The following is a 26,087-nucleotide window of genomic DNA, read 5'->3' as shown; positions in this document are numbered from 1 at the left end:
AACCTCAGCAAGAGGCTGAACCGAGGTCCGCGGCCTCCCCCGTCGAGCCCTGCCCGCCACGCATCCGTCGAAAGAGCGCCCGAAACGGGGGATACAGGGCAGATACACCCTCAAAAGGTTGATAATCTTAAATCATGACGAATTCTCTGCAGGATCTTATCGACGCATCGATTTTTATCTCCACCGAGTACCAGGCTCGACTCGCCGAGCTCGTGGGTACCTCCGAGTGGAACGTGGACTTCACTTCTCAGTCCCTGGACTTTGAGACCGTTCCCCCGCTCTCGCTCAAGCCGCACCTGCTGGGCACCGAATCCGAAAACCGCGGCACCTGGATTTGGTCCTGGCAGCAACTGGGCTACTTCCCCGACTCCGTGGTTTCCGCGGCCATTCAGGCCCGCGAAGCTGGCGAGCGCGACGGCCTGGTCGAGCTGACCACCGATGAGCTTCCCCTCTCGGAGTCCCTGGCCCGCCGGCTCACCCTGGCGGCCAAGACCCTGAGCGGTCTCTACGCCCACTACCCGCTGCCCGCCGGTGCCGGTGTGCGCGCGTGGACTCTGCTGGAGGGTCACGAGCTGGCCCTCGAGGCCCCCACCTACAAGGGCATCGGCCGTGTTATCGCCAAGACCCTGCAGAGCGAAGAGATTCACAACCAGGTTCTGGCGGTGGATTCCTACGCCCAGCAGCGCGGCTTCCACATTGCCTGGGATACCGAGGCAACCGCCGTGCTGACCGCAACCGACGGTGCACTGCGCCTGTGGTTCGACGACGGTCGCATCAGCGGTATTGAGGAGGCCGAGCCGCAGGTCGGCCCCGAGGTTCTGGAGCAGTGCGCCGCCGCCGCGGCCCAGCGTCGCGAGTCGCTCGCAGCCGCCCGTACCGAGATTGAGCGCATCGCCGCAGCCGAGGCCGCCGCTCAGAGCGCCCAGCGCGAGCAGGAGGCCGCCGAGCGCGCCGCCGCCCGTGCCGAGGCCGAGCGCGCCGTCGAGATTGCGGAGCACGCACCGGTTGCTGATACCTACGAGGCACCCGCCGCCGAAGCTCACGAGGAGTACGAGGCACCCGTCGCCGAGGCTCAGCCCGCCCCGGCGGAACAGCCCGTCGAGGAGCACGAGCCCGAGCAGGCCCGCGTCTACACCGACGCCTCGATTGGTGCCGAGGACGAGCAGCACGTTGAAACTCACGAGGCTCCCGCCGAGCAGGCACCGGCAGAGCAGCACGCCGAGGAGCCCGAGGCTTACGAGGCACAGGGCGAGTACACCGAAGAGGAAATCGCCGAGTACGTGGAGCCGATTCACAACGCCGGCGACGCCCCCGACCTGCCCGCCGAGCGCGAAGAAGCCGCTCACGAAGAGTACGAGCGTCAGCGCTTCGAGGAGCGCCGCGAGGAAGAGCAGCAGAAGCCCGAGCCCAAGAAGAAGGGCTTCTTCTCTCGCTTCTTCGGCCTCTAAACCGAATACACAACACCCCGTCAGGCGCGGTATCCTCGTGGTACCGCGCCTGACGGCGTCCGGAGCACCTCTATCCGGTCCCCACGAGGATGTCTGCAGTGCGCGGGATTGATTGCGTGCGGCCCCAACCCGACGAATAACGCTCAAAGAACACGCACAGAAGAAAGTAGCTCAAGAAGAAACCATGTCAGAGACGCAGAAACACGCCACCCGTAACGGGTTTATCACCATCATCGGTACCTACCTCATCTGGGGTCTGCTTCCCCTCTACTTCGTGGTCATGGCGCCGGCCGGGCCGATTGAAATCGTCGTGGCCCGAGTGGTCTTCTCCCTCATCTTCTGCGCCCTGCTACTACCTCTTGTTCGGGCAACCGCAGAATTCCGCCGAATCCTGCGGAACCGCCGCATCATGCTGGTGCTGACGGCCGCCTCCATTCTCATCTGCGCAAACTGGCTCATCTACGTGGTAGCGACGACGACCGGCCACACGATTGATGTGTCGCTGGGATATTTCATCAATCCGCTGGTTTCGGTGGTGCTGGGCGTAATTTTCCTGCAGGAGCGGCTGCGCGCCGCGCAGTGGGTCTCGGTGGCGATTTCCTGTATCGCTGTGCTGATGATGAGCCTCATCTACGGGCAGGTGCCGTGGACCGGCCTGGGCGTGGCCTTTACTTTCGGTATCTACGGCCTGCTCAAGGCCCGTATCGCCCATGAGGTGAGCCCCATCGTCTCGCTGTCCCTCGAGACGCTAATCCTGGCTCCCTTCGGCGTTATTGCGCTCTTCGTCCTCAACGCACAGGGTCAGATGACCCTCTTCAGCGAGGGCACCGGGCACTTCTGGCTCCTGGCTTCCACCGGCGTGGTCACCGTTGTGCCGCTCATGCTCTTTGCGGCGGCGACCAAGGCCCTGCCGCTCTCGGTTATCGGCATGGTGCAGTACCTGGGCCCGACCATCCAGTTCGTTCTGGCCATCACCGTGCTGCACGAGCACATGAGCCCCGATAAGGTGCTGGGCCTGGGCCTCATCTGGGTTGCGCTCATCATTTTCACGGTGGATGCGCTACGCGCCTCTCGTTCCTACCGCGCCTCCGCGCTGTCGGATCCGGAGACCGGCATGATTCCGCTGGTTCAGGCGGAAAACGTACAGGCTGAGGATGCGCAGATTCTTCTGGAAGAGCAGGAGCAAACCCAGCGCTCCGAGAACAAATAGTTCTCTCCCCCGTTCTGTCCCTTCGGCACGCTCAACACCCGCATAAAATACAGTGATGCCCCGCCAGCTATAAGCCGGCGGGGCATCACTGTATGTCGCGTTTACGCTCTAGAGCTCGGAGCCCTGAGCCTCAGCCGCTTCGTCCAGGGCATCCAGGTCCGGATGGCGGTGCAGGTTCAGCATCGCCAGGCCCAGGCCACCCCAGATAATCAGGATGGCCACAATCAGCATCACAATTGCAGAGATAGACATGAGGGCTCCTAACGGGTAATGGTCGTATCGACGTGGTCGTGCTCCACCTGACCGGCAATCACCGGAGGTGCCGGAGGCTTCTCAGCGGCACGAGACTTCTTCGACCAGGGCAAGAGAGAAACAACGATCGCGCCGACCAGCAGGAGCGCGCTCATACCCCAGCCGAAGATTGCCAGCATATCTGTCGGGTAACCCTCGTACGGAGTCTGAATCAGCTTGATGACGCTCTGAATCAGGGAGTAGCCAAGAACCAGCGGGGTCACGACGGCCAGCAGAACCATCCAAATCTTACCGACCTTGATGGAGGAGTAACGGTTCAGGTGCTCGGCCAGGGCGGGCAGCGCACGCACCACGTACGCCACGACGATGATGGCGCACAGGCCGGCGGCCAGAATACCGAAGAGGTTCACGAAGTTATCGAGAATATCAAGCACGTACAGGCCGGTGGTGGTCGGCATCAGCAACAGCGAGATCACGGCGACCGGAATAATCACCAGGGCGGTGGAGGCAAGACGCGAGGTGGCGAACTTGTCCTGAACACCCGCAATAATCACCTCAAGAATCGAGATGAGGGAGGTGAAGCCCGCGAAGAGCAGGGAGCCGAAGAAGAGAATACCGATCAGCACACCGCCGGGAGCCTGAGAAATAATGGTCGGGAACGCGATGAACGCCAGACCAATACCGCTGGTCGCGACATCGCTCACCTGGGTGCCCGCAGCCTGAGCCATGAAGCCCAGAGCCGAGAACACACCAATACCCGCAAGCAGCTCGAAACCGGAGTTTGCAAAGCCAACCACGGCACCCGAACCGGTCAGGTCAGCCTTGGGCTTCAGGTAGGAGGAGTAGGTAATCATAATGCCGAAGCCGATGGACAGCGAGAAGAAAATCTGGCCGTAGGCGGCAACCCACACATCCGGGTTAGCCAGCGAATCCCAGCTGGGGGTGAACAGCGCGTTCAGACCGTCAACTGCGCCGGGCAGGGTCAGGGAGTAAATCACCAGGCCCACGAACATGACCAGCAGCAGCGGGATAAAGACGATGTTGGCCGCGCCAACACCCTTCTGCACGCCCAGAGCCATCACAGCCAGCAGCACACCCCAGACGAGAACCATGGGAATCAGGATGTTCATGTTGAAGTCCAGGGAGACACCGGGGGTGTCCGCAACCTTCAAGAACTCACCCTGGAAGAACGCCTTCGGGTTATCGCCCCACGCATTGGTGAAGGAGAAAACCATGTAACGCAACGACCACGCCACAATAGCGGCGTAGTAGATAGCGATCACGAAGTTAATACCCATGTGCCACCAGCCGATGAACTCGGTCTTGCGGTTCAGGCGGCGGAAGGCCAGCGGCGACGAAGCACGCGCACGGTGACCAATGGCGTAGTCAAAGAACAGGAAAGTCAGGCCGGCGGTTAGCAGGGCGACAATGTAGGGGATCATGAAGGCGCCGCCGCCGTTGTCGAATGCGATGTAGGGGAAACGCCAAATATTGCCCAGACCAACAGCAGAACCGATGGCGGCAAAGATAAAGACGCGGCGGCTCGAGAAGCCTTCGCGCTTCGCGGGCGCCTTAGGGGTAGATGCTCCCATTGTTGTAAACCTCTAGATGTGGGGACGCGGATGGTTGGTGCGAGGGGAACCGCGGGTTGGCGGGACTTGCTCGCGTCCAAGAGAAGCGACGGCCCGTCCAACGCGGGGTGGGCGAGGGAGCCGTCGGGGGTCCAGAACGTGGTGGCACGTTTTAGACATGACTCTCAGGTTTACCTTAAAGAGCGAGAACCGGTCAAGAAATTCCCACACAACCCCACCATGCGAAATATCGGAGCCCCGTTCAAACGAGACACGACACAAAATTCTGCCCGCAGATACACCGTGAGGCCCCGCTCGTCCTGGTGGACGGGCGGGGCCTCACGGTCAAGAATCAGAAGGCAAGCCTTTAGCTGAGACTAGCCCTCGCGGTGAACCACGGCGTGGGCGAAGGACTCCAGCGCAGCCTTCGCGGTGGAATCGGGTAGCGGAGCGATCGCCTCAATCGCGCGATCGGCCCAGTCGTAGGCAATCTGCCAGGCTTCCTGGGTGACCGGGTGGGCCGAGAGGGCCTCAACGGCCGTCTCCAGGGCCTCGTCGGAGCTGAGGTCGGCGTCCAGCAGGGCGCGTACCTCGCGGGCGGACTCATCGCCGGCCGCCACAGCGCGGTCCAGCAGGATGGTCGGCAGGGTCGGAACGCCCTCGCGCAGGTCGGTGCCGCGGGTCTTACCGCTGGTCTTGCCGTCGCTCACAATGTCAATCACGTCGTCCGCCAGCTGGAAGGCCACACCCACCAGCTCGCCGTACGCCTTGACCATGGAGATAACGTCTTCAGAAGCGCCCGACAGCAGGGAGCCGTACTCGCCGGCCGCGGCAATCAGGGAGCCGGTCTTGCCCTCGATGACGGCGATGTAGTGGTCAAGTAGGTCCTGGCCCTCGCGCGGGCCGGTGGTCTCAAAGAGCTGGCCGAGCACCAGACGCTCGAAGGTCTGGGACTGGATCTTCATGGGGCGGGTACCCAGCTCGGACACCAGCAGGGAGGCGCGGGAGAATATCAGGTCGCCGGTCAGAATTGCGACGGAGTTACCCCAAATCATCTGGGCGCTGTCCACACCGCGGCGCTTGGGGGCGTCGTCCATGACGTCGTCGTGGTAGAGGGTTGCCAGGTGGGTCAGCTCCACCACCACGGCGGCTTCGATCACCTCGTCGTTAATCTCGCCGTCGACGGCTGCCGAGAGCAGCGCCAGCAGGGGACGCACACGCTTGCCTCCGGCCAGGAGCAGGTGGCGGGAGGCGACGTCTGCCAGGTGGTCGGTCTGCGCGATGGCCTCGCCCAGGCGCTCCTCAATACGGGCGAGGGACGAGAGGATCTGCGGACCCAGCTTGGGGTCTGCGGCGATCAGTTCGAAGCCCGCGGGAAGCTTCAGATCGAGGTCTCCCAGCAGGTCGGTGGCGGCGATGGGCTGCTCTGCGTTGGTCACGGTGTCTTCTATCTTCTTGGTGTTTTCTAGTGGTCCGTCCCTCGGAATGTCCTATCGGGGCGGCGTGAAAACGGTGCGGTGGGTATGTCGGGGTGGTGTGAACGTTATGCGTTGGATTCCGCAGGCTTGAAGCCGCGGTGAATGGCAACGATACCGCCGGTCAGGTTGCGGTACTGCACCGAGGTGAATCCCGCCTCCTTGAACTTTTCGGCCAGTGCCTGCTGGTTGGGCCAGGCGATGATGGACTCGGCGAGGTATTCGTAGGACTCGGGGTTGGAGGAAATTGCGCGCGCAATCGGCGGAATCGCCTTCATGATGTAGTTCTTGTACACCGCGCCGAAGGGGGCGAAGGTCGGGGTCGAGAACTCGAGAATCACGATGCGGCCGCCGGGCTTGAGAACGCGGTAGATTTCGCTCAGCGCCTTGGGGTAGTCTGCGACGTTGCGCAGGCCGTAGGACATGGTGACCGCGTCGAAGGTGCCGTCTTCAAAGGGCAGGGCGGTGACGTCGGCCTGCACGAAGGTCATGTCGGGACGGCGACGACGACCAACGTCCAGCATGCCCTCGGAGAGGTCGGCGGCGATGACGTCTACACCTGCGTCCGCAAAGGGTTCGGAGGAGACTCCGGTGCCTGCGGCTACGTCCAGGACCTTCTGACCGGGGTGCGCGTCGACGGCGGCGACGGCCTGCTTGCGCCAGTAGATGTGCTGGCCGAGGGAAAGGATGCCGTTCATCAGGTCGTAGCGTTCGGCGACGGTATCGAACATGGCGGCGATGTCGCTGGTTTTCTTGTCTAGGGTTGCGCGGGTTGCGCGGGTGTTCTTCTCTGCGTTCACGCTCTCAATTGTGGCATGGAGGTTGGGGGATTCGATAGTTGGGTGAACCGTAGTTACGTCATGGGAGGGGTTCGCTGGCTCGCTCGGATGATTTTTGGGCCGCATAGGCGGGGTTTTATTCATTCTTCGAGGGTAAATTTATGTATATTCAGCAAAATATTATGAATATTTATGTATATGCTTGCATTTTTTAACATGCAGGCGCACAATAGACTCTAGATTTCATAGAACGCGCCGCTCAACGAGTGAACGCACACCGCACATAGGAGCACCCCAATGAACACCGCAATCCTCAAAAAGGCATCCCTCAAGCCGCTGGCCCTGCTGGCGGTACTGCCCCTGGCACTGACTGGCTGTGTCTCCACCGCCAACGAGAACTCCGACGCCAACGGCGAGGTCAGCCTCGTCAAGTCCGGCGTGCTCAGCGTCTGCACCAACACCCCCTACAAGCCCTTCGAATACGAAGAGAACGGCACCGTCGTGGGCCTGGACGCAGACATCGCCAACGCCATCGCCTCCGACCTGGGTGTGAAGGCACAGCTGACCTCCATCAGCTTCGAGGGCCTAGACTCCGGCACCGGTCTGTCCACCGGCCAGTGCGACATCGCGCTGGCGGGTATCGGCGTGACCGACGAACGTAAGAGCAAGATGGAGTTCACCACCGTCTACTTCGACGACAACCTGGCCATCCTGGTTCCCAAGGGCTCCTCCATCACCTCCGCAGCCGACCTGAAGGGCGTGGCCGTCGGTGCCCAGCAGGCTACCAGCGGTGAGACCTACGCCAAGGAAAACGGCGCAGAGGTCATCCAGTACGAAGACACCTCCCTCATGTTCTCCGCTCTGAAGACCGGTCAGGTCAAGGCAGTCGCCGCGAACCTCTCCGTGATTTCCGAGGCGCTGACCAACGACCCGGACTCCTTCAAGATTGCCTACCAGGATTCCGAGAATACCGAACAGATTGCCGCAGCAGTCTCTTCCAACAACAAGGCACTGCTGGCCAAGGCCAACGCCACCATTGACAAGCTCAAGAAGAACGGCGAGCTCGACAAGATGAAGGCCAAGTGGGTGGGCACCACCTCCTCGGCCTCCGCGAGCGCCTCCTCCTCCGCGTCCTAACTCCCTCATCGGTTAGTTCCTCCCCCAATTCAGGAGTACCCTAATACTTTTGGGTTGGGGAGGTCCCAGCCTTTTTCCGCGAGCGTTTAGTACGCTCTGACCGAACAGCACTGGATAAGAAAGCGCATGTCCTCTAAACTTTCACCCCGCCAGAAGCAGAAGCTCTTCCGCTACGCACAGTACGCCATCCTGGCCGTTATTGCTCTGGCTACCATTCTGCTGGCTGACTGGAAGACCCTCAGCCAGCAGGTCTTCAACCTCGATGTGGCGGCCAAGCAGTTCCCCGACGTCATCACCGTGGCGCTGAAGAACACCCTGCTCTACACCGCGCTGGGCTTTGTTGTGGGCCTCTCCGGCGGTCTGCTGCTGGCGCTCATGCGTATTTCCTCCATTGCCCCGTACCGTTGGATTGCCACCCTGTACGTGGAGCTCTTCCGCGGTATCCCGGCGCTGCTGGTCTTCTTTGCCTTCGGTTACGGTATTCCGCTGGCCTTCAAGATTCGCTTCGTGGATAACCTGATTCCTGTGACCCTGTCTCTGGGTATGGTTTCGGCTGCCTACATCAGCGAGGTGCTGCGCGCGGGCCTGCAGGCCATTCCGAAGGGCCAGATGGAGGCGGCACGCTCCCTGGGTATGTCCCACACTCGCGCGATGATTTCGATTATTATTCCTCAGGCGTTCCGCATGGTTCTGCCCCCGCTGACCAACGAGGTTATCTTGCTGACCAAGGACTCCTCCCTCGTGTACCTGCTGGGCGTGACGGTTTCTCAGTACGAGCTGGCGAAGTTCGGTCGTGAGGGCCTGACCGCCGCTAACGCGGGCCTGACTCCCCTGGTGGTTGCCGGCCTGTGCTACCTCATCATCACCGTCCCGCTGGGCCAGCTCTCCGCATACTTTGAGCGCCGCACCCAGCTGACCGGCCGCAAGTAAGCGTAACGACGAGACAGAACGGATTACGGATACTATGACCGCTTCAACTTCATCCATGGCCGCCTCCTCGGTGCGCATTTCTAACCTGCACAAGTCCTACGGCAAGGTCCAGGTGCTCAAGGGCATCGACATGGAGGTCGCCCCCGGCGAGGTCGTGTGCCTCATCGGCCCCTCCGGTTCGGGCAAGTCCACCCTGCTGCGCTGCGTGAACCTGCTGGAGGAGCCGAACGACGGCACCATCATGGTGGGCGATACCGAGGTCACCGACCCGGACGTGGACATTAACCGCGTGCGCACCCACATGGGCATGGTGTTCCAGCAGTTCAACCTCTTCGGTCACCTGAACATCCTAGATAACTGCACGATTGCCCAGATTAAGGTGCTGGGCCGCTCCAAGGAGGAGGCGGAGGCTGTGGCCCTCGAGCAGCTCGCTAAGGTGGGCCTGGCCGGCAAGGAAGACCGTTTTCCCGCTCAGCTTTCCGGCGGCCAGCAGCAGCGTGTGGCCATCGCCCGTGCGCTCTCCATGCACCCCGACCTGATGCTTTTTGACGAGCCCACCAGCGCGCTGGACCCGGAGATGGTCGGCGAGGTTCTGAGCATTATGCGTAACCTGGCCGACGAGGGCATGACCATGATTGTGGTGACCCACGAGATGGCGTTCGCCCGCGAGGTGGCCGACAAGGTCGTCTTCATGGCCGACGGCGTGGTCGTGGAGGAAGGCCCTGCCGACCAGGTGATTGGCGCCCCCAAGCACGAACGTACCAGGGCTTTCTTGGCTCGAGTGCTCGATCCGACCCACGCGGTTGTAAACTAGTACTAGCTCTTGAAAATATAGCGGGCGGTGCTGTACGAAACATTCTGTTTCGCACAGCACCGCCCGCTTTTCCATGCCCGGTACCTTTGCTCCCAGCCCCCGGTAGTACCGCCGACCGCTCAGAAACGCAGAATCCCGCGCTCTCCAGCCGTGGAGAACGCGGGATTCATTGGCTAAGGAATTGGCTTGGGGAGAGCCTTCAGAGGGGTTTAAACCTCTTCCACCTCAACGGTGAGCTTGGGCTCGGGGTGCGACTCGCCGGTCAGCATGGTCACCAACAGGGTCGAATCCTTGACGGCGCGCAGGGAGTGCAGAAGTTTGGCGGTCACGTGAATCGGCTTGCCCGGGACCAGGGTAATATCGCGATCCTTCACGTGAAAGATCACCTCGCCCTTGAGAACCTGCACGAAGATGGGGTGCACGCTGTGGTGCTCGTGCCAGGACTGGCCGGCCGCCAGCTCCATGAGGGTCAGGTTGCCGCCGTCGGCGTCCACAATCTTGCGGGCCTGGGGCTTGTCTTCGAAGGGCTTTAGCTCCTCGGTGAGCTGGGGGAAAATGATGACGCGGCCTTCATGGGTACCTGCCATGGTACGCACCTTTCTACTCGAGCCGGGCGGAGTATGCGGCCCGGCGGCTAGTCGCCAATACTGTTATTTGGTATCAAAAATACCAATTATTTCCATTGTATTCTGCGCTCCCCCGCGAGGCAACGCCCACACACAAAGCCCAATAAAAACGCGTGCCCCGCCGCATGAGGGCGAGGCACGCATTTGTGTTACGCCTGACGCTTGCTATTGCGCGCGCGCAACAGATTCACCGTCAGCGCCGTCGTACCGAAGCTCACCGCCACGATCATGCAGGTCGCTGCGGTAAACGCGCCTCCCGGGATGGGCGAGAAAATCGCAATCAGGTACAGAATCACGGAACAGAAGGAAAGGAAAAGCGTCGCAATCGTCAACAACGGCACCAACACCAGGCCGCCGCGCGAGGCAATCGTAAAGTCACCGCGACGCACGTAGCGCAGCAGGGCCATGCCCAGTACCGTCCACATGGAGGTCACGAGAATCGCGGTCACAACATCCACCGGGCGGTGCCAGCCGTTAATAATCGTGGAGGCACCCGTCAGGCAGGTCGCGACCGCCGCCAACAGGGCCACGGTCGGACGCATCAACCGGGGAGCCGCCAGGAAGAGGGCCGCACCGGCCGCCGCCGCGAACGTCGTGTGGCCGCTGGGCGCCGAATTGCTCACCGCCTCCTGAATACCCCAGTCGGGCTTCACGATGATGTAGTTCTTCAGCGCGTAGGTCGTGACGCAGGCTCCCACGCCGCAGAGCACCCCCACCAGTGCCGGGAGGAACCGGTGCTTCCATACCAGCACCGCAATCAGGCCGAGCACCGCCACCACACCGACAATCGTCGGCAACGAGTCCAGCGCGGTCAGGGTCGGACCGCGATAGTTGAGGAACTGGTTCGTGTACTCGGCGTAGGCCTGCTCATCCACCTGCTGGCCAACGTGCGTGTAGATGAAGAAACGGAAGGCCCCGAAAAGCGAGGCCCCCAAGAAGAGCAGGGCAAAGAGATGCCGCATCAGAAGGCCGGTACTCGGGAAGCTCTTCGGGTCGCCCTCACCCGGGCGGATCGGGTTGCCCATGGGGCTCATCGAGGTCACTCCAACCTGGGAATAGACGTTGCCCGTTTGAGAAGCGGGAGGGAAGGCCTCGTTGGGGTAGGGAACGCCGGAATACGAGGCTCCCCCGTAGGAAACGTTGGGGTTCGCCGCGCGAGGCGGCACCGGCGCGGCGGGTGCAGCCGGAGTCGCGGGCTCAACCCTGGGGGCCGCATAGGGCGAGCGAGAAGCCTGAATGGTCGGCTCCTCAAGCGTCTGGGTGGCCTGCATGAGGCGGGTGGAGCCGTCAGTGTTCGACAGCAAGCGGGTGTCGGGGCTTCGGGCGGGGAGCACCTCGGTGGGGTCCTGTGCATCGTGCGCGTACGCGCGCGCGGAAGAGGAACGGGCGGCCGAAATCGGCTGGGTCGCAGAGATAGGCTGGGTATCGGAGAGCTCGGCCGCGCGGTCCGCGACGGCCTCGGCGGAGAAGGGCAGGGTAGGGGCATCATCGCCGGTCTGGAGCGGGCGGGTTGCCTCAGAATCGCTCACCGCGCCGCTCGCGACGGTTTCGTGCGCGTTCCATCGATAGCTCATAAGCCCCTCCACACTTCGTTTCGTACCTTCTCCCTCATGGCGTTACCTCGCGGCGGTCCACCCGGCGGCGAAGACCCCCAAGCCTTCGCGCGAGTCGAATGCGGTCACCGCGCTGATAGAGTAACTACCTCACTATCTCAGGTTAAGCTATGAAAAGGTAAAGTTTTTGGGTCGCTAAGCTGAGAGTTTCCACAAAATACGCAGGCTTAACGCGAGAGGTATCGAGAGCTCCCCGAGCCTCCCGTTAAAAGCCCTGGTCAGCGGCGTGCCGAGCGCCCGGTTCGAGTTGGGACGTGCCCCATATCCGAGGGGTTTGAACCGCTAAAAAAATTTTAGCGGGGAAAGGACAACAGTGAGCGTGCATCACACATCATCACCCGCAGAGTCCACCCCGGGCGGCGTGCCGCCCCTGGGCTACGGTTTCCGCCTCGCGGGGCTTCCGCTACCCCCGCTGGACGAGGTGCTCGAGCGCCTAGCCGTCGTCGATATCCCCATGAACGTCACCTTCCGCGGTGTGAACCGTCGCCAGAGCGCGCTCATTCGCGGCCCCCGAGGCTGGGGCGAGTTCGCGCCATTCCTCGAATACGGCGACGAAGAGGCGGCCGCCTGGCTCGCCTGCGCCCTCGAAGCGGCCTGGCTCCCCGCCCCCGAGCCGGTGCGCGAAAGTATTCCGCTCAACGCAACCCTGCCCGCCGTCCCCGCCGAACGCGTGCCCGAGGTACTCGCCCGCTACGACGGCACCATCCGGGAGCTCAAAATCAAGGTCGCGGAGAAGGGCCAGAGCCTCGCCGACGACGTGGCCCGCGTGGCCGCCGCGCGCGAGGCGCTCCCCGAGGCTCGCCTCAAGATCGATGCGAATATGGGCTACACCCTCTCCGGCGCTCTTGAGGCGCTCCGCAAACTCTGCGAGTACGGCCTCATCTACGCCGAGCAGCCGGTCGCCACCATCGAGGACATGGCGACGCTCCGTTACGCCGTGGCCAAGGAGGGACTGCCGGTCCGCATCGCCGCCGACGAGTCGATTCGCAAGGCCGAAGATCCGTTGCGCGTGGCCCGCGCCAATGCCGCCGACCTCATCATCATCAAGGCCGCTCCCCTGGGCGGTGTTCGCCGTGCCCTGGCCATCGTTGAGCAGGCACAGCTTCCGACCGTCGTCTCTTCGGCCCTGGAAACTTCGGTGGGCATCGCAACCGGTGCCGCCCTGGCGGCCTCCCTGCCGACCCTGAAGTACGGGTGCGGCCTGGGAACCGTCTCGCTCATGGCCGAGGACGTCGCCGAGGACCCCATGATTGCCCACGACGGGCTCATGCGGGTGCGAGCCGTCGAGCCCAACCCGCAGCGCCTCGAGCGCCTGGCCGCCGATGAGCCGACCCGCCGGTGGTGGGCTGAGCGGGTGAGCCGCTGCTACCGCGTGCTGGAACGCATCCACCGCGGCTAGACCGCCGCTAGAGCATGGGGGCTTGAGCCTCTCAAGAACCGCGCGTTGCCACGAACCCGTGCGTCATGAACCAGCGCGCGAAGGTAACCCATACCGGCCCGATATGGGCGCGGCATTAGAATGGTACGGTGACTAAACATCGCTCCATCCCCGCCATGCTGACCGCAATTTCCGTGCTCGACTCGCTGATTCGCGCCGGAATGCGGCATATTGTCGTGTCCCCGGGCTCCCGCAGTGCGCCCCTGGCCTACGCCATCGCCGCGGCCGCCGAAGCCGGAGCACTCATCGCTCACGTGCGAGTGGACGAGCGAACCGCCGCCTTCACGGCTCTCGGCATCGCCAAAGCCTCAGGCCGCCCGGTGGGCCTTGTGTGCACCTCCGGTACCGCTCTGGGCGAGTACATGCCCGCCGTCATGGAGGCCTACCACGCCGGCGTGCCCCTCGCGATCCTGAGCGCGGACCGCCCCGAGCGCCTGCGTGGAAGCGGCGTCAACCAGACCACCCACCAGGCCGGATTCTTCTCTCCCTTTGTGCGCGCCGAGGCCGACCTGACCGCTTATCCCGAGCAGGAGGAAGGCGAGCAGACCTTTGCCTTCGCTGCCTGCCTCAACGCTTTGACCGGCCGCGCCACAGAAAACTGGGCCCGTCCCTCGGCTGAGCCCATCGGCCCGGTTCATCTGAACCTCTGCTTCGATACGCCGCTCACCCCTTCGGGGCAGTTCGCGCACGCCCTGCCGCAGTGGGCCCAGAGCCTGCTCGAGGACTACGATCCGCAGGAGGAGGCTCGCCTGCGCACCGACCGCGCCGAGGGGTCGGGGCTTTCCGCGCTAGAAAGGGAGTGGCTTCTGAGCTCCCTCAGCACCGGGGCCCAAACCATTGAGGCGGATGCGCCCGCGCCCTCCACCACCGCGCGAACCGTCGTGGTGGCCGCCGACGGGGCCGGGGAATTTGCCGCCGAGTTCGCGCGCGTGCTGAACCTGCCGCTGCTGGCCGAGCCCTCCTCCGAGGCACGCCACGGCGCAACCGCCATTCCGCACTACCCGCAGTTGCTCTCCTCAGAGGGATTCGAGCCTGCCGCGCGTATTGAGCGCGTGATGCTCTTCGGTCACCCGACCCTTTCGCGTCCCGTGACCGCTCTACTGGCCGACGAGAGCGTGACCTGCGCCTACTACGCGCCGCGCCGCGCCAGCTGGTACGAGCCCGGAGCGCGTTCCTTCATCGAAATCTCCACCCCGCAGCGGCTCGCCGAGTTCGCGCGAGGTGTCAAGGACGCCCCGGCCGAGGGCACCGACCCCGCCGAAGAAGAAACCGGTGAAACCGCCGAGACCTGGGTCCAGCAGTGGATCCGTGCCGGCAAGCAATTGCAGCAGGCCGCGCTGCGCGAAATTGAGACCTACGAGCACCGCGCGGACGGCGCCTCGGGCAATAGCCCAGAGGATGAGGAACGCTACCTCGACTACCGCAATCGCACCGCCGGACGCTCCTACGCCCGCCGCGTTTGGCGGGAAGCCGTGGAGCAGAAGCGGCTCTTCGTGCTGGGTTCCTCCAACCTTGTGCGTGATCTGGAGGCGGCGGCCCCCGCCCTGGGCGAGCCCGCCCCCGCACGCGTCTTCGCCAACCGCGGTCTGGCCGGTATCGACGGCACCACGGCAACCGCCATCGGCGTTTCCCTCTCGGGCTACTACCCCGCCGGGACGGATTCCGAAGGCCGCCCCGTCGTTGGCGGCTCCGCCCTGCCGGTGACCCTGCTCTGCGGCGACCTGACCTTCCAGCACGACATTGCGTCGCTCAATCTGCCGAGCACCGAGCTGCTACCCGACCTGCGCATCGAGGTCTTCGACGATGCCGGCGGCGGCATCTTCACGACCCTGGAACACGGAGAGCTGGCCCGCGACGAGCAATTCGCAGCCGCGGTGAGCCGCTTCTTCACGGTCGCGGCCGCTCCAAACACCAACCTGGCGCGCATGGCCGCAGGGTTTGGCGCCGAATCGGGTATCGAGGTGCGTATTCACACACCCTAGCGGGCGAGGCTGACCCCCGGAGAACCACGGGCTACGGATATACTGAAGACTGTGTGCGCCCCACCGCAGGTTTACCCGGCAAATACCCGGTATCGGGCCGCCGCAAGGGATTTTCCCACTTAAATATCTGTCGTCCGTCCGCTCCGGGAGCGTGCCGCTTGTCCCGCCAATTGTGATGAGCATTGCGCGCATTTTCCCCGGCCGGATCCCTCTCAAGGAATCTTATGAGCTCACTCGATATTATTGTTGCCGTTCCCTCCGGCGCCGGTTGGGTTCCGGTGCACGCCATGGCGGACCTCCTGGCCCGCTACACCGGCGGCACCGTCCACACCGTCGACGTGGGGGCTTCTCTGTCCAAAGAAACGAAGCTTCTGGCTCGCCTACCGCGGCTCAAGGGCGGCTCTCGCCGCTGCGTGGTCATCGCCTCCGACCCCGGCCAGCTCTACGCCGTCGCGCAGCGTTCCTTCGCGTTCCGCCGCTACGGTGCCATCTACGGTTGGGTCATTGACAGCTTCTGGGACGACCGTATTCCCGCCATTGCGAAGTCCTCGGTCTACGACCGTATCTTCGTCGCCGACGCCGACGACGTCCAGCCGTGGACCGCGGCCGGCGTGAAGACCCCGGGCGTGCTGCCCTGGGGCGCGGATGTGTGGAGCTCCTTCTCGGAGCGTCTTGCGACCCTGCCCTCCAAGACCACCGATCTGCTGCGCGTGGGCCGACAGCCCGCCGCATACGAGGACGACGAGGCAACCGCCCGCCTGGCCAAGGAGCTGGGTTTGAGCTTCGAGGGCCGCCCGCCCTTTGGCGCGAACGACCGCGAGTCGGCGCAGCACCTGCAGGATTCGCTGAACCGCGCGAAGTTCCTGCTGGCCTTCTCCACTTCGGTGAGCCCCGCCCCCTACACCCACCCCACGAAGGAGTACATCACCGGCCGCTGGACCGATGCTCTGGCCTCCGGCGTCACCGTGGTGGGTCAGGTTCCGAACACGAGCACCGTACGCGAGATTCTCTGGGACGGTGCGACCGTCGATATCGATCACGCTGATGCTCGCGCGGGCCTCGCCCAGGTTGCCGAGGCCGCCTCGCGTTGGACCCCCGAACAGGGTGAGCGTCAGATTCGTCGCGCCCTGGAGCACCTGGACTGGCGCCACCGCTTCGTGGAGCTCTGCGGCGCGATGGGCGAAGTTCCCGCTGCGCTGAAGACCGATTGTGAGGCCATGCGCGCGGAGTACGCCGCGGCGTAGATCCCCCTAGCGCACGACTGATATATAACGCAGGTGCGGGCCGGTTTCTGAGAAGAAACCGGCCCGCACCTGCGTTTATGCCGTATCGGCTATATTGAATACGCTGAGGCTCCGGTAAGGCGGTGGGGCACTCTACGTCCCCCACCCATCGCGGAGTACAGGGCCTAGTAGGCAGCCTTGCCCAGCGTAATCGGGCCCGTAAAGCCGCTCGTGTCCGGGTGCTCCACGTCGAAGCTCTCAGAGTCGGGGGCGTTCTCGAGCTGGGCCAAACGGTCCAGCAGGAAGCGGGTCGCGCCCGGCGCATAGGGCAGCTGGTACATTGCGGCGGTGGTCGCCTCGTCCTCGCGGTCCAGGGTCGAAGCACGAATAGACTTGATTGCGCTAATCATGGTGTTGCGTTCGCGCTCCACGAAGGTGCGGTCCACGGGCTCGCCGTTACCGGGCACGAACACGCGGTAGCGGTCGAATTCCAGCACGGCACCCAGGGTGTCAATCCAGCGATCAGGGAAGGAATCCTCGAAGTACGGGTCGGTGCCTTCCTCAATGAGGCCACCCATGAAGAGCACGTCCTCAACGCCAACCATGATGTCGCCGTCCGTGTGGCCGGGACCCATGTACATGAGGGTTGCGCTACGTTCGCCCAGGTCGATCGGGGTAAAGGTGATGCCGTCGCCGTTGTTAGCGACCAGGTGGTTGGGCACGACGATATCGGTGGCGGCACCCTGGTGGTGCGCCATCTCGGGCTCGAGGGTCTCAACGTAGGATCGCTGCGCCGCGCCGTACTTGCGGATGGCGCGAGCGGCGCGGGGATGCGCCCAGAACTCCTCGACCCCCATAGCCGCGAAGACGTCGTTACCAAAGAAACGTTCGTAGTGGCCGTGGGTGTTCACTACGGTAATCGGAAGTCGGGTGAGGCGGCGAACCTCATCATAAATTTCGGTGGCCTGACGGGGACCGGCGCCGGTATCTACGACCAGTGCCCGTTCCAGTCCGAGAACCAGTCCGGTATTGAGTCGGTAGTTATCCGTCGCGATGCGATACACGCCGTCGGCAAGTTCAATTGTGCGAGCCATAGATACAACCCTACTGGAATTTTTGAGCGATGTTGCGCCATTGCACTCTCAGAGAGCAAGATTTCCCTTTTTGGAAAAGGAAATTGGGCACACTCCGAGAGGTTTTCGGGTTCCGGAACCCCAGCCGCCCGGCCCGGGTCCGCCTTGGTTGCAGTGCTTTCCGCGTAGGATGGAACCATGATTTCTCCAGATTCTTCGAACGATATTTCCGGCACGGTTTTTCCCAGCGGCACGGGACGCTACGCCCCCTCCCCCTCCGGCGACCTGCACCTGGGTAATTTGCGCACCGCGATTCTGGCGTGGGCGATGGCTCGCCGCGGCGGTAAGCCCTTCTACGTGCGCGTTGAGGATTTGGACCGTGTGCGGCCCGGTGCTGCGGAACGCCAGCTAGCCGATCTGCAAGCCATGGGCCTGGACTGGGATATCAGCCCGGGCAGCGCGGCAGAGAGTACCGAGGGTAAGAGGGCCGGCGTCCTCTACCAGAGCACGCGCCTTGCCGCCTACGAGCGTGCGGTTCAGCGCCTGCGCGAGGCGGGCCTCGTGTACGAGTGCTACTGCACCCGTCGCGAGATTCAGGAGGCCTCGAGCGCACCGCACGGCGCCCCGGGCGCCTACCCGGGCACCTGTCGCGGGCTGAGCGAGGCGCAGCGCGAGGAGCGCCGCGCCCAGCGTCCGCCGGCTCTGCGCCTGCGCGCCGAGCGCACGAGCTACACGGTGCATGATGATTTTTACGGCCCCTACACCGGGCTGGTGGACGATTTCGTGCTGGTACGCAACGACGGCACCTACGCGTACAACCTGACCTCCGTGGTGGACGACGCTTTCGTGGGGGTTGAGCAGATTGTGCGCGGCGATGACCTGCTACCCTCCGCGCCTCGCCAGGCGTATCTGGCGGGCCTGCTGGGTCTGCCGCAGCCGCGCTACGCGCACGTTCCCCTGGCGCTGAACGAGGAGGGTAAGCGCCTGGCCAAGCGTGACGGGGCGGTCACCCTGCCTCAGCTTCAGGAGGCGGGGGTGACCATCCCCGAGGTGCTCGGCTGGATTGCTGCATCCATTCCGGTGCTGGACGATTCGGGCCGCCCGCATGAGGGTCGGGTTCCGGTGCCGGATGCTTCGGTGATTCTGGAGCGTTTTGACCCGGCCCTCATGTCGCGTGAGCCCTGGGTCGTGCGTAATCTTTAGACCTTCACACCACGTAACGCGGGCTCTTCCTGCCCCGTACCCCCTTCTATGGGCGACACGTTAGACGACACCCCGTCAAGGTTTTTAAACTTTTCGTTTTCTTCGTTTGCATTGAATATGCCGATGCGCGTTTGTGTTGCCTTTGCATAGCTAAGCCCGTGGCACAATGCCCGAAAGCCCTATCACCCCGGGTTTTCGGGCATTTTTTCGCACAGAATCCCACTGTCTCCCACACATACGGTTACCCGCAATATTCTATTTATGCATATTTATTTGTTTACCGCATAACTAAATTTCGCAACGACGGTTTTATTTTCCGTTCTGAAGAATCTAGAATGTATCCCAGACCACTTATAAAGTTATGGAGTAGCGTATAAATACACACAGACGCTCACCAACACCAGGAGAGAAGGAAAACAATGGCCGCGAGTACATACCAAATCATCGCGCTGGCGATATATTTTGTCGCCATGATTGCGATCGGCCTGTGGGCCAATAGCAAGAACAACAGCCTCGACGACTACGTGCTGGGTGGACGACAGCTCTCCCCCACCGTCGCCGCGCTCTCGGCTGGCGCATCCGACATGTCCGGCTGGCTCCTCATGGGCCTGCCCGGCGCCGTCTACCTCAGCGGCCTCTCCCAGGCTTGGCTCGCCGTCGGCCTGACCATCGGTGCGTGGTGCAACTGGAAGTTCGTGGCACCGCGACTGCGTAGCTACACCGAAGTTGCCGGCGACGCAGTGACCGTCCCCGTCTTCCTGAGCAACCGCCTCAAGGACACCAAGCGTGTGCTGCGCATCGTCTCCGGTGTCGTGATTCTGGTGTTCTTCACCTTCTACGTCTCCTCCGGTATGGTGTCCGGCGGCCTGTTCTTCAAGTCCTCCTTCGGCCAGGAATACCACACCGGCATGCTCCTGCTGGCGGGCATCACCGTGTTCTACACGCTCTTCGGCGGCTTCATGGGCGCCTCCTACACCGACATGGTTCAGGGTCTGCTCATGCTTGCAGCACTCATCGCCGTGCCGGTCATCACCATCATCGATCTTGGCGGTGTAGGCCCGGTGGTTGAATCCATCAGCCAGGTTCGCCCCGACGCCCTGAGCATCTTCGCGGGCACCACCTTCGCCGGTATTATTTCATCCCTCGCCTGGGGTCTGGGATACTTCGGCCAGCCGCACATCATCGTGCGCTTCATGGCAATGCGCACCCCCGCCGACGCTAAGTCCGGCCGCCGCATCGGCATCAGCTGGATGGTTCTGACCGTGTTCGGTGCACTCAGCGGCGCATTCATGGGTATCGCGTACTTTGCACGCCACCCCGAAGCGTCCCTCACCAACCCCGAGACCGCAGAGTCCGTGTTCCTGGACCTCTCGCAGATTCTCTTCCACCCCTTTATTGCAGGTCTCATCTTGGCTGCGGTTCTGGCGGCAATTATGTCCACCCTCTCCTCGCAGCTGATTGTGTGCTCCTCCGCTCTGGTGGAGGACCTCTACGGCATCTTCTCCTCGAAGAAGCTCAGCGCCGGCAAGTCCCTGTGGCTCGGCCGTGCAGGCGTGGCAATCGTGGCGCTGGTCGCCGGTGCCCTGGCATGGAACCCCAACAGCTCCATTCTGCAGCTGGTCGCATTCGCTTGGGCTGGCTTCGGTTCGGCCTTCGGCCCGACCGTTCTGCTCTCGCTCTACTGGCGTAAGCTGACCACCCAGGGTGCACTGGCCTCCATGATTACCGGTGCCGTTGTGGCATTCGCATGGGGCCAGAGCCCCATGAAGTCCGTGCTCTACGAAATGGTTCCCGGCTTCGCTTCGGCGCTGCTTGTCGCCATCGTGGTTTCGCTCATGACCTACAAGAAGAACGACGCCATTGACGAAGAGTTCGACCGCGCGGTTGAACTCGCCAAGGTCAAGTAAAGAGTCTCTTCCCCAAGGCTCGGGCCGCACACACGCGGTCCGGGCCTTGGTCTGTTTATAGGGTCTTAACCTGCCAAGATACAGGTATGAGCGCAAGGACAGAGACCCTTCCCCGCGCATCATATTCTGCTATTGGAATATTATGTCGAGCGTGCTTCGTTCCCCGGCCTCGACGAGCCGCACCGCGGGCACCGTAAAATAGGGTCTATGACTGCACAACTTCCCGAAAAGGTCTCGGATATCTTCAACCCCGCCGACTGGCGCGTCGTTGAGGGCTTCGAGGACTTCACCGACATCACCTACCACCGCCAGGTTGAGCGCGACGAAAACGGCGAGATTCTGCGCGATCTGCCTACCGTGCGCATCGCCTTCGACCGCCCCGAGGTGCGCAACGCATTCCGCCCGCACACCGTGGACGAGCTCTACCGCGCCCTCGACCACGCCCGCATGACCTCTAACGTGGGCACCGTACTGCTCACCGGCAACGGCCCCTCCCCCAAGGACGGCGGCTGGGCCTTCTGCTCCGGTGGCGACCAGCGCATCCGCGGCCGCGACGGCTACCACTACGCCAGCGGCGAGACCGCAGAAAGCATCGACCCGGCACGCGCGGGCCGCCTGCACATCCTGGAGGTGCAGCGCCTCATCCGCACCATGCCCAAGGTCGTTATTGCCCTTGTCTCCGGCTGGGCAGCCGGTGGCGGTCACTCCCTGCACGTGGTGGCCGACCTGACCATCGCCTCCGAAGAGTACGGCAAGTTCAAGCAGACCGACGCGACCGTCGGCTCCTTCGATGCGGGTTACGGTTCGGCGCTACTCGCCCGCCAGGTGGGCCAGAAGTTCGCCCGCGAAATCTTCTTCCTCGCCAAGGAATACGACGCACAGCGCATGTACGAAATGGGCGCGGTCAACGACGTGGTTCCCCACGCAGAGCTCGAGAACAAGGGTCTGGAGTACGCGGCGCACATCGCCCGCCAGTCCCCGCAGGCAATCCGTATGCTCAAGTACGCCTTCAACCTGCCCGACGACGGTATGCTCGGCCAGCAGGTCTTCGCCGGTGAGGCCACCCGCATGGCATACATGACCGACGAGGCCGTGGAGGGCCGCGATGCGTTCCTGCAGAAGCGTGACCCGGATTGGTCCAACTACCCCTACTACTTCTAGTAGCTTCAAATGAACAGGCTCGGAGCCGGATTCACCCCTGAGACCCTCAGCTAAGAATCCGGCTCCGGCGCGTTGTTGGGCGCGTTATTGCAGCCCCGGCGCATGACACGCCACTAGAGCACAGCCGCTACGAACAGCCGCTAAGGACTTTCTATGATTACCACCCCCGTACCCGGGCTCGAGCCCCTACCCGCCCCCGGGGAGGATGCCCTGCACCCTCACGCGGTACGCTTGCGGGCCGATCGGCCCGCCGATCCGCGGGCCCTTCTGGATTCTTTCGGGCGAATCTTCGCGGGGAACGATCAGGATTCCGTCGCCCTGCTCGTGGGTACCTCCGGTTCCACCGGAATCCCCAAGCACACCGCGCTGAGCGCCCGGGCCCTGCGGGCGAGCGCGGAGGCTACCGAGGGCTTCTTCAAGAGCGCGGGAAGCGAGGCCTCCCAGTGGCTTCTAGCCTTACCCGCGCACTATGTTGCGGGCGCCCAGGTTCTGGCCCGCTCGGTGCTGGCCGGAACCGAGCCTGTCATCGCACGCTCCGTGACCGAGCCGGTGCACTTTAGCCCCGATGTCTTCCTGCGGGCGGTCGAGCGGCTGAGCTCCACCCGTCGCTTTGTTTCGCTCGTGCCCACCCAGCTGCACAAGCTTCTCGAGACGGCCCGGAACGAGCCGCGCACGGGCGAAGAGATTTACGCCGCGCTCCGCTCCTTTACCGGGATTCTGCTCGGAGGTGCCCCCGCCAGCGCTGACCTGCTCGCAGCCGCCCAAGAGCTGGGGCTCAACATCGTGACCACCTACGGTAGCGCCGAGACCGCCGGCGGGTGCATCTACTCCGGCCGGGCGCTGCCCGGCGTGCGGGTGGAGCTCGTGCCGGAAGAGGGCATGCCGAGCGTGCCCTCCGCGGGTACGGAGCTAACGATTGAGGACCCGGCGCATGTTGGTCGCATCTGGATCAGCGGCGCGCATCTGGCGCAGGGCTACCTGGGCGACCCCGGTCGTACCGCAGAGCATTTCTTCGCCGCTGCCGACGGCACCCGCTGGTACCGCACCGACGACTACGGCCTGCTGAGCACTCACGCCCCCGGCGAGCCGTGCATCCTACGCGTGCTGGGGCGTAGCGACGACATCATCATCACCGGCGGCGTCAAAATTTCGGCCCGCGCGGTAGCTGAGGCTCTTGAGAGCCACCCCGCCGTGCGCGAAGCCCTCGTGTGCGGTCTGCCGGATGCACGCTGGGGCTCCGCCGTGACGGCCGCCCTCACGCTCGTATCCCCGGCCGAGGGCGCGGCTACGGCCCTCGCCGAGAACGCGGAGCTACGCGAGGCCCTGCGCAGCCTCTGCATCAAACGCCTGGGTGTGGCGGCGGCGCCCAAGCTGTTGAGCATCCTGCCCGACTTCCCGCTTACCAGCACCGGCAAACCGGACCGCCGCGAAATATACAGTATCCTGGACAGGGACTATCGGGAGGCCTCGCGCGGATAGTATTCGCGCCGCGGTTCTGCCTCACGGCGCCGTCCCGTACCTCCCGTAGCCCTCCTCACCGCAAACGCATCAACCCCTGGAAGGAACCCCCGTGGCCACTGCCGCTCAATGGATTGAAGGCGCGCGCCTGCGCACCCTGCCGCTTGCCGTCGCTCCCATTATTGCCGGTTCGGCCGCTGCCTACGAGATTGGCGAGTACAAGCCGCTGTACGCCTTCCTGGCCTTCCTGGTCGCATTTTTCCTGCAGGTGGGTGTGAACTACGCCAACGACTACTCCGACGGCATTAAGGGTACCGACGAAGACCGCGTGGGGCCCCTGCGTCTGGTCGGTTCGGGCGTGGCCAGCCCCCGTTCGGTCAAGTACGCCGCATTCGCGTGCTTCGGTGCGGCAATGCTGGCGGGCCTGGTGCTGGTGGCCCTGGCAAACCAGTGGTGGTTCCTGGCGATTGGCGCCTCGAGTGTCTTTGCGGCCTGGGGCTACACGGGCGGCAAGCACCCCTACGGCTACATGGGCCTGGGTGATGTGTTCGTCTTCGTCTACTTTGGTCTGGTCGCCACCCTGGGCACCCTCTACACGCAGGCCCACACGCTGACCCTGCTGGGCTGGGTGGGGGCTATCGGTATTGGCCTGATTTCCTGCGCACTGCTCATGGCGAATAACGTGCGTGACATCCCCACCGATATCGAGGCCGGCAAGCTGACCCTTGCGGTGCGCCTGGGCGAGCGCTGGTCGCGCGTCGCCTACATCGCGGAGATGGCCCTCGCGCTGCTCCTGACCGTCCTGCTGCTCGACCAGAACCCCTGGTTCATGCTGGTCTTCGTGCTCGTGGGCCCGACCGTTCACTCCTGCACGACTGTGTGGATGCGTGGTGGCCGCGAGCTGATTCCCGTGCTGAAGCAGGCTGGCATCGTGGCGCTCGTGTACTCGGTGCTCCTGGCGCTGGCCGTGTGGCTGGGTTCGCTGGATATCATCAGCCACGAAATTCAGGTGTTCACCGGCTACTAAGCCGCCGGAGCCCTCCAAAAGTTTTGCTCCTTCGATACCGCACGGCGGCGGTGGATCAGTCCTGAGCTGACTCGCTTTTGGCGACGACCCGCGATATGTCATAGTGGTTCTATGTTTCGAGCCATGCTGATTATTGGTGCGGGCGCCCTCGTGGTGGGCCTGACCATCTACGCCCTTCTGGATGCCGTGCGCACCCCCGCGCGCGAGGAGCGTACCCTGCCCAAGTGGCTGTGGGTTCTCGTCACCCTGTTCTTCCCTGTGGTGGGTCCCGTGCTGTGGTTGCTGCTGGGCCGCCCCAAGCGGGAGCGCGGCGCCCGCGGCTCTATCTCTCTGCCCGGCGCGGCTCAGCGAGGCAACGCCCCCTCGATGGCTTCCCCCGACGACGATGAGGCCTACCTGCGCTGGCTCAAGGCGAAGGCCGAGCGCGAACGCGCCAGCCGCGAGGCGGAGCGCGCATCTCGAGAAGCCGGCACCGACGGGCACGAGGATTCTAACCCCGAACATAAACGGTCCGAAAATGAAGGGACCGAAGGCGAACGTCCGGAGGACGACCCGAGCCGATAGCCCGGTACGATTCCCCATTCTTAACGCAGGCTGCGGGGCGCATCCCTCAATGGATGCGCCCCGCAGCCTTAGCTATACCCGCGAATAACGCGCGTGACTTAGCTTCCGGGAAGCTGGATAACGCCACCGTACAGCGGTGCGGCTGGCTCGGAGTAGCCCGCGAAGCGCGGCATCTCGTGCTCGAAGTCCACGGTGCTGAACGCGAGGGTCGTAATCGAGGCGAGGTTGCACTCGCGGGAACGCGGGTCGTGCTGCAGCAGGCGACCCTCCACACCCAGGCGGGTAATCCAGATCGGCAGCTGGTGCGAGACGATGATCGCCTCCGCACCCTCGCCGCCGATTTCGTAGGCGCGACGGGCGGCGTCCTGAACGGCCGCGGCCATGCGGCGTACCTGCTCCAGGTAGGACTCGCCCCAGGAGGGACGGGCCGGGTTGTAGAGCTTCGTCCAGTGACGCGGGTTGCGCAGAAGCTCCTGCGCGTTCACGTGCAGGCCCTCAAAGTAGTTATCGGCCTCGATGACGCGTTCGTCAGGCTGGGCGGTCAACCCCAGCAGCTCCTCGACGGGTGCGGCCGACTCGCGGGTGCGCTGCAGGGGTGAGCAGACCAGGTGCACGAAGCGGGCGCCGTCTTCAGCGCGTGCCGCGAACTCCTCGGCGCTCAGACGCACCATCTGCCGGCCCTTCTCGGACAGGCGGTAACCGGGAAGGCGGCCGTACACGATACGCTCGGGGTTGTGCACCTCACCGTGGCGCATGAGATGAACTTTAACGGTGTGAGTTTCAGTCATGGGTCCAGTCTCTCAGATAGCGGCCCCCACCCCCAAACAGCGAGAACGCGAAAGCCCCGCTCCTCGTGCAAGAGGGCGGGGCTGAAGAAGCCTATTTACTTCTTGTTGCGGCGCTGGTGGCGGGTCTTACGAAGCAGCTTGCGGTGCTTCTTCTTGGACATACGCTTGCGGCGCTTCTTGATAACGGAACCCATAGGATTTCCTCACTTTACTCGTACCCGGCCGAGCCATTCGACTCGGTAGCTACCCGGGAATATGTATACCGGTATAACCGATCCGGAACGCATTTTAGGCACAGAAATACCCTGCGTTTCGGAGCGCTACCTACCTAGAGTACTAGGTTTGCACCCATTTTCACCATTCGAGAGCCGGTTTTGAGGAGTTTTTCCCCGTTTTTCCGGATCTTCC

The 26,087-nt window shown here is 63.5% G+C and carries 23 protein-coding genes; 14 read left to right on the top strand and 9 right to left on the bottom strand.

The features are described 5' to 3' along the window. The first annotated feature begins 134 nt into the window (after positions 1-134). The gene (locus AC3E6W_RS01845) at positions 135-1,448 is read left to right on the top strand and encodes a DUF6882 domain-containing protein (protein WP_049343229.1); all 1,314 of its coding nucleotides are present in this window, start codon (positions 135-137) and stop codon (positions 1,446-1,448) included. Positions 1,449-1,632: 184 nt separating this feature from the next. Next, positions 1,633-2,658 (top strand): EamA family transporter RarD, encoded by a 1,026-nt coding sequence (gene rarD, locus AC3E6W_RS01840; protein ID WP_049343228.1) that lies wholly within the window; start codon positions 1,633-1,635, stop codon positions 2,656-2,658. A 108-nt stretch (positions 2,659-2,766) separates the two neighbouring features. Here the strand turns inward: rarD and AC3E6W_RS01835 are convergent, their stop codons facing one another. From AC3E6W_RS01835 to AC3E6W_RS01820, 4 genes are all read right to left on the bottom strand, one after another. Further along, complete coding sequence (locus tag AC3E6W_RS01835) at positions 2,767-2,910, bottom strand: methionine/alanine import family NSS transporter small subunit (protein ID WP_080974908.1); 144 nt, start codon at positions 2,908-2,910, stop codon at positions 2,767-2,769. 8 nt (positions 2,911-2,918) lie between these two features. Continuing rightward, positions 2,919-4,502 carry a sodium-dependent transporter gene (locus AC3E6W_RS01830; protein ID WP_049331769.1) on the bottom strand — a complete coding sequence of 528 codons (1,584 nt, stop codon included), beginning with the start codon at positions 4,500-4,502 and terminating at the stop codon, positions 2,919-2,921. A 356-nt stretch (positions 4,503-4,858) separates the two neighbouring features. Beyond that, positions 4,859-5,920 carry a polyprenyl synthetase family protein gene (locus AC3E6W_RS01825; protein WP_049343227.1) on the bottom strand — a complete coding sequence of 354 codons (1,062 nt, stop codon included), beginning with the start codon at positions 5,918-5,920 and terminating at the stop codon, positions 4,859-4,861. A 104-nt stretch (positions 5,921-6,024) separates the two neighbouring features. Beyond that, positions 6,025-6,756 (bottom strand): demethylmenaquinone methyltransferase, encoded by a 732-nt coding sequence (locus AC3E6W_RS01820; RefSeq protein ID WP_049343226.1) that lies wholly within the window; start codon positions 6,754-6,756, stop codon positions 6,025-6,027. A 276-nt stretch (positions 6,757-7,032) separates the two neighbouring features. Between AC3E6W_RS01820 and AC3E6W_RS01815 the strand changes: the two genes are divergently transcribed. The 3 genes from AC3E6W_RS01815 to AC3E6W_RS01805 all read left to right on the top strand — a co-directional run bounded on the left by AC3E6W_RS01815 (position 7,033) and on the right by AC3E6W_RS01805 (position 9,616). Then, complete coding sequence (locus tag AC3E6W_RS01815; RefSeq protein ID WP_049343225.1) at positions 7,033-7,872, top strand: ABC transporter substrate-binding protein; 840 nt, start codon at positions 7,033-7,035, stop codon at positions 7,870-7,872. Positions 7,873-7,998: 126 nt separating this feature from the next. After that, on the top strand, positions 7,999-8,802 hold the full coding sequence (locus AC3E6W_RS01810) for an amino acid ABC transporter permease (protein WP_049343224.1): 804 nt from the start codon (positions 7,999-8,001) through the stop codon (positions 8,800-8,802). 34 nt (positions 8,803-8,836) lie between these two features. Next, positions 8,837-9,616 carry an amino acid ABC transporter ATP-binding protein gene (locus AC3E6W_RS01805; RefSeq protein WP_049343223.1) on the top strand — a complete coding sequence of 260 codons (780 nt, stop codon included), beginning with the start codon at positions 8,837-8,839 and terminating at the stop codon, positions 9,614-9,616. Between the two features lie 209 nt (positions 9,617-9,825). Here the strand turns inward: AC3E6W_RS01805 and AC3E6W_RS01800 are convergent, their stop codons facing one another. Together AC3E6W_RS01800 and AC3E6W_RS01795 are read right to left on the bottom strand one after the other, a co-directional pair. Further along, positions 9,826-10,203, bottom strand: a complete 378-nt coding sequence (locus AC3E6W_RS01800; RefSeq protein ID WP_049331751.1) for a cupin domain-containing protein — start codon at positions 10,201-10,203, stop codon at positions 9,826-9,828. Positions 10,204-10,391: 188 nt separating this feature from the next. Continuing rightward, entirely contained in the window at positions 10,392-11,816 is a 1,425-nt protein-coding gene (locus tag AC3E6W_RS01795) for a phosphatase PAP2 family protein (protein ID WP_080978737.1), read from the bottom strand. 400 nt (positions 11,817-12,216) lie between these two features. On the opposite strand from AC3E6W_RS01795, the gene AC3E6W_RS01790 reads away from it, so the two are divergent. The 3 genes from AC3E6W_RS01790 (at position 12,217) to AC3E6W_RS01780 (ending at position 16,519) form a co-directional block, all read left to right on the top strand. Beyond that, entirely contained in the window at positions 12,217-13,254 is a 1,038-nt protein-coding gene (locus AC3E6W_RS01790; protein WP_049343249.1) for an o-succinylbenzoate synthase, read from the top strand. Between the two features lie 128 nt (positions 13,255-13,382). Continuing rightward, positions 13,383-15,275, top strand: a complete 1,893-nt coding sequence (menD, locus tag AC3E6W_RS01785) for a 2-succinyl-5-enolpyruvyl-6-hydroxy-3-cyclohexene-1-carboxylic-acid synthase (protein WP_049343222.1) — start codon at positions 13,383-13,385, stop codon at positions 15,273-15,275. A gap of 224 nt (positions 15,276-15,499) precedes the next feature. Then, positions 15,500-16,519 (top strand): glycosyltransferase, encoded by a 1,020-nt coding sequence (locus AC3E6W_RS01780; protein WP_070680078.1) that lies wholly within the window; start codon positions 15,500-15,502, stop codon positions 16,517-16,519. Positions 16,520-16,683: 164 nt separating this feature from the next. Here the strand turns inward: AC3E6W_RS01780 and AC3E6W_RS01775 are convergent, their stop codons facing one another. Beyond that, positions 16,684-17,592 (bottom strand): MBL fold metallo-hydrolase, encoded by a 909-nt coding sequence (locus tag AC3E6W_RS01775; RefSeq protein ID WP_049331743.1) that lies wholly within the window; start codon positions 17,590-17,592, stop codon positions 16,684-16,686. Between the two features lie 177 nt (positions 17,593-17,769). Here AC3E6W_RS01775 and gluQRS point away from each other — a divergent pair, with 177 nt between their 5' ends. From gluQRS to AC3E6W_RS01745, 6 genes are all read left to right on the top strand, one after another. Then, positions 17,770-18,774, top strand: coding sequence for a tRNA glutamyl-Q(34) synthetase GluQRS (gluQRS, locus tag AC3E6W_RS01770; protein WP_490652198.1), 1,005 nt, complete (start codon positions 17,770-17,772; stop codon positions 18,772-18,774). Between the two features lie 419 nt (positions 18,775-19,193). Next, the gene (putP, locus tag AC3E6W_RS01765; RefSeq protein ID WP_070680069.1) at positions 19,194-20,681 is read left to right on the top strand and encodes a sodium/proline symporter PutP; all 1,488 of its coding nucleotides are present in this window, start codon (positions 19,194-19,196) and stop codon (positions 20,679-20,681) included. Between the two features lie 207 nt (positions 20,682-20,888). Further along, positions 20,889-21,842, top strand: a complete 954-nt coding sequence (locus AC3E6W_RS01760; RefSeq protein WP_070680066.1) for a 1,4-dihydroxy-2-naphthoyl-CoA synthase — start codon at positions 20,889-20,891, stop codon at positions 21,840-21,842. 153 nt (positions 21,843-21,995) lie between these two features. After that, the gene (locus tag AC3E6W_RS01755; protein WP_490652197.1) at positions 21,996-23,321 is read left to right on the top strand and encodes an AMP-binding protein; all 1,326 of its coding nucleotides are present in this window, start codon (positions 21,996-21,998) and stop codon (positions 23,319-23,321) included. A gap of 91 nt (positions 23,322-23,412) precedes the next feature. Then, on the top strand, positions 23,413-24,327 hold the full coding sequence (locus AC3E6W_RS01750) for a 1,4-dihydroxy-2-naphthoate polyprenyltransferase (protein WP_070680060.1): 915 nt from the start codon (positions 23,413-23,415) through the stop codon (positions 24,325-24,327). A gap of 111 nt (positions 24,328-24,438) precedes the next feature. Next, positions 24,439-24,891 (top strand): PLD nuclease N-terminal domain-containing protein, encoded by a 453-nt coding sequence (locus tag AC3E6W_RS01745; protein ID WP_083309873.1) that lies wholly within the window; start codon positions 24,439-24,441, stop codon positions 24,889-24,891. Positions 24,892-24,989: 98 nt separating this feature from the next. Here the strand turns inward: AC3E6W_RS01745 and AC3E6W_RS01740 are convergent, their stop codons facing one another. Then, positions 24,990-25,679 (bottom strand): histidine phosphatase family protein, encoded by a 690-nt coding sequence (locus AC3E6W_RS01740; protein ID WP_049331726.1) that lies wholly within the window; start codon positions 25,677-25,679, stop codon positions 24,990-24,992. 95 nt (positions 25,680-25,774) lie between these two features. Next, the gene (locus AC3E6W_RS01735; protein WP_005504750.1) at positions 25,775-25,873 is read right to left on the bottom strand and encodes a 30S ribosomal protein bS22; all 99 of its coding nucleotides are present in this window, start codon (positions 25,871-25,873) and stop codon (positions 25,775-25,777) included. Positions 25,874-26,087 lie beyond the last annotated feature (214 nt).

The organism is Rothia sp. SCPM-O-B-18226 (M350), from assembly GCF_058213595.1.
The sequence above is the reverse complement of the archived record's forward strand: the minus strand, read 5'-3'. Positions and strand labels throughout refer to the sequence as shown.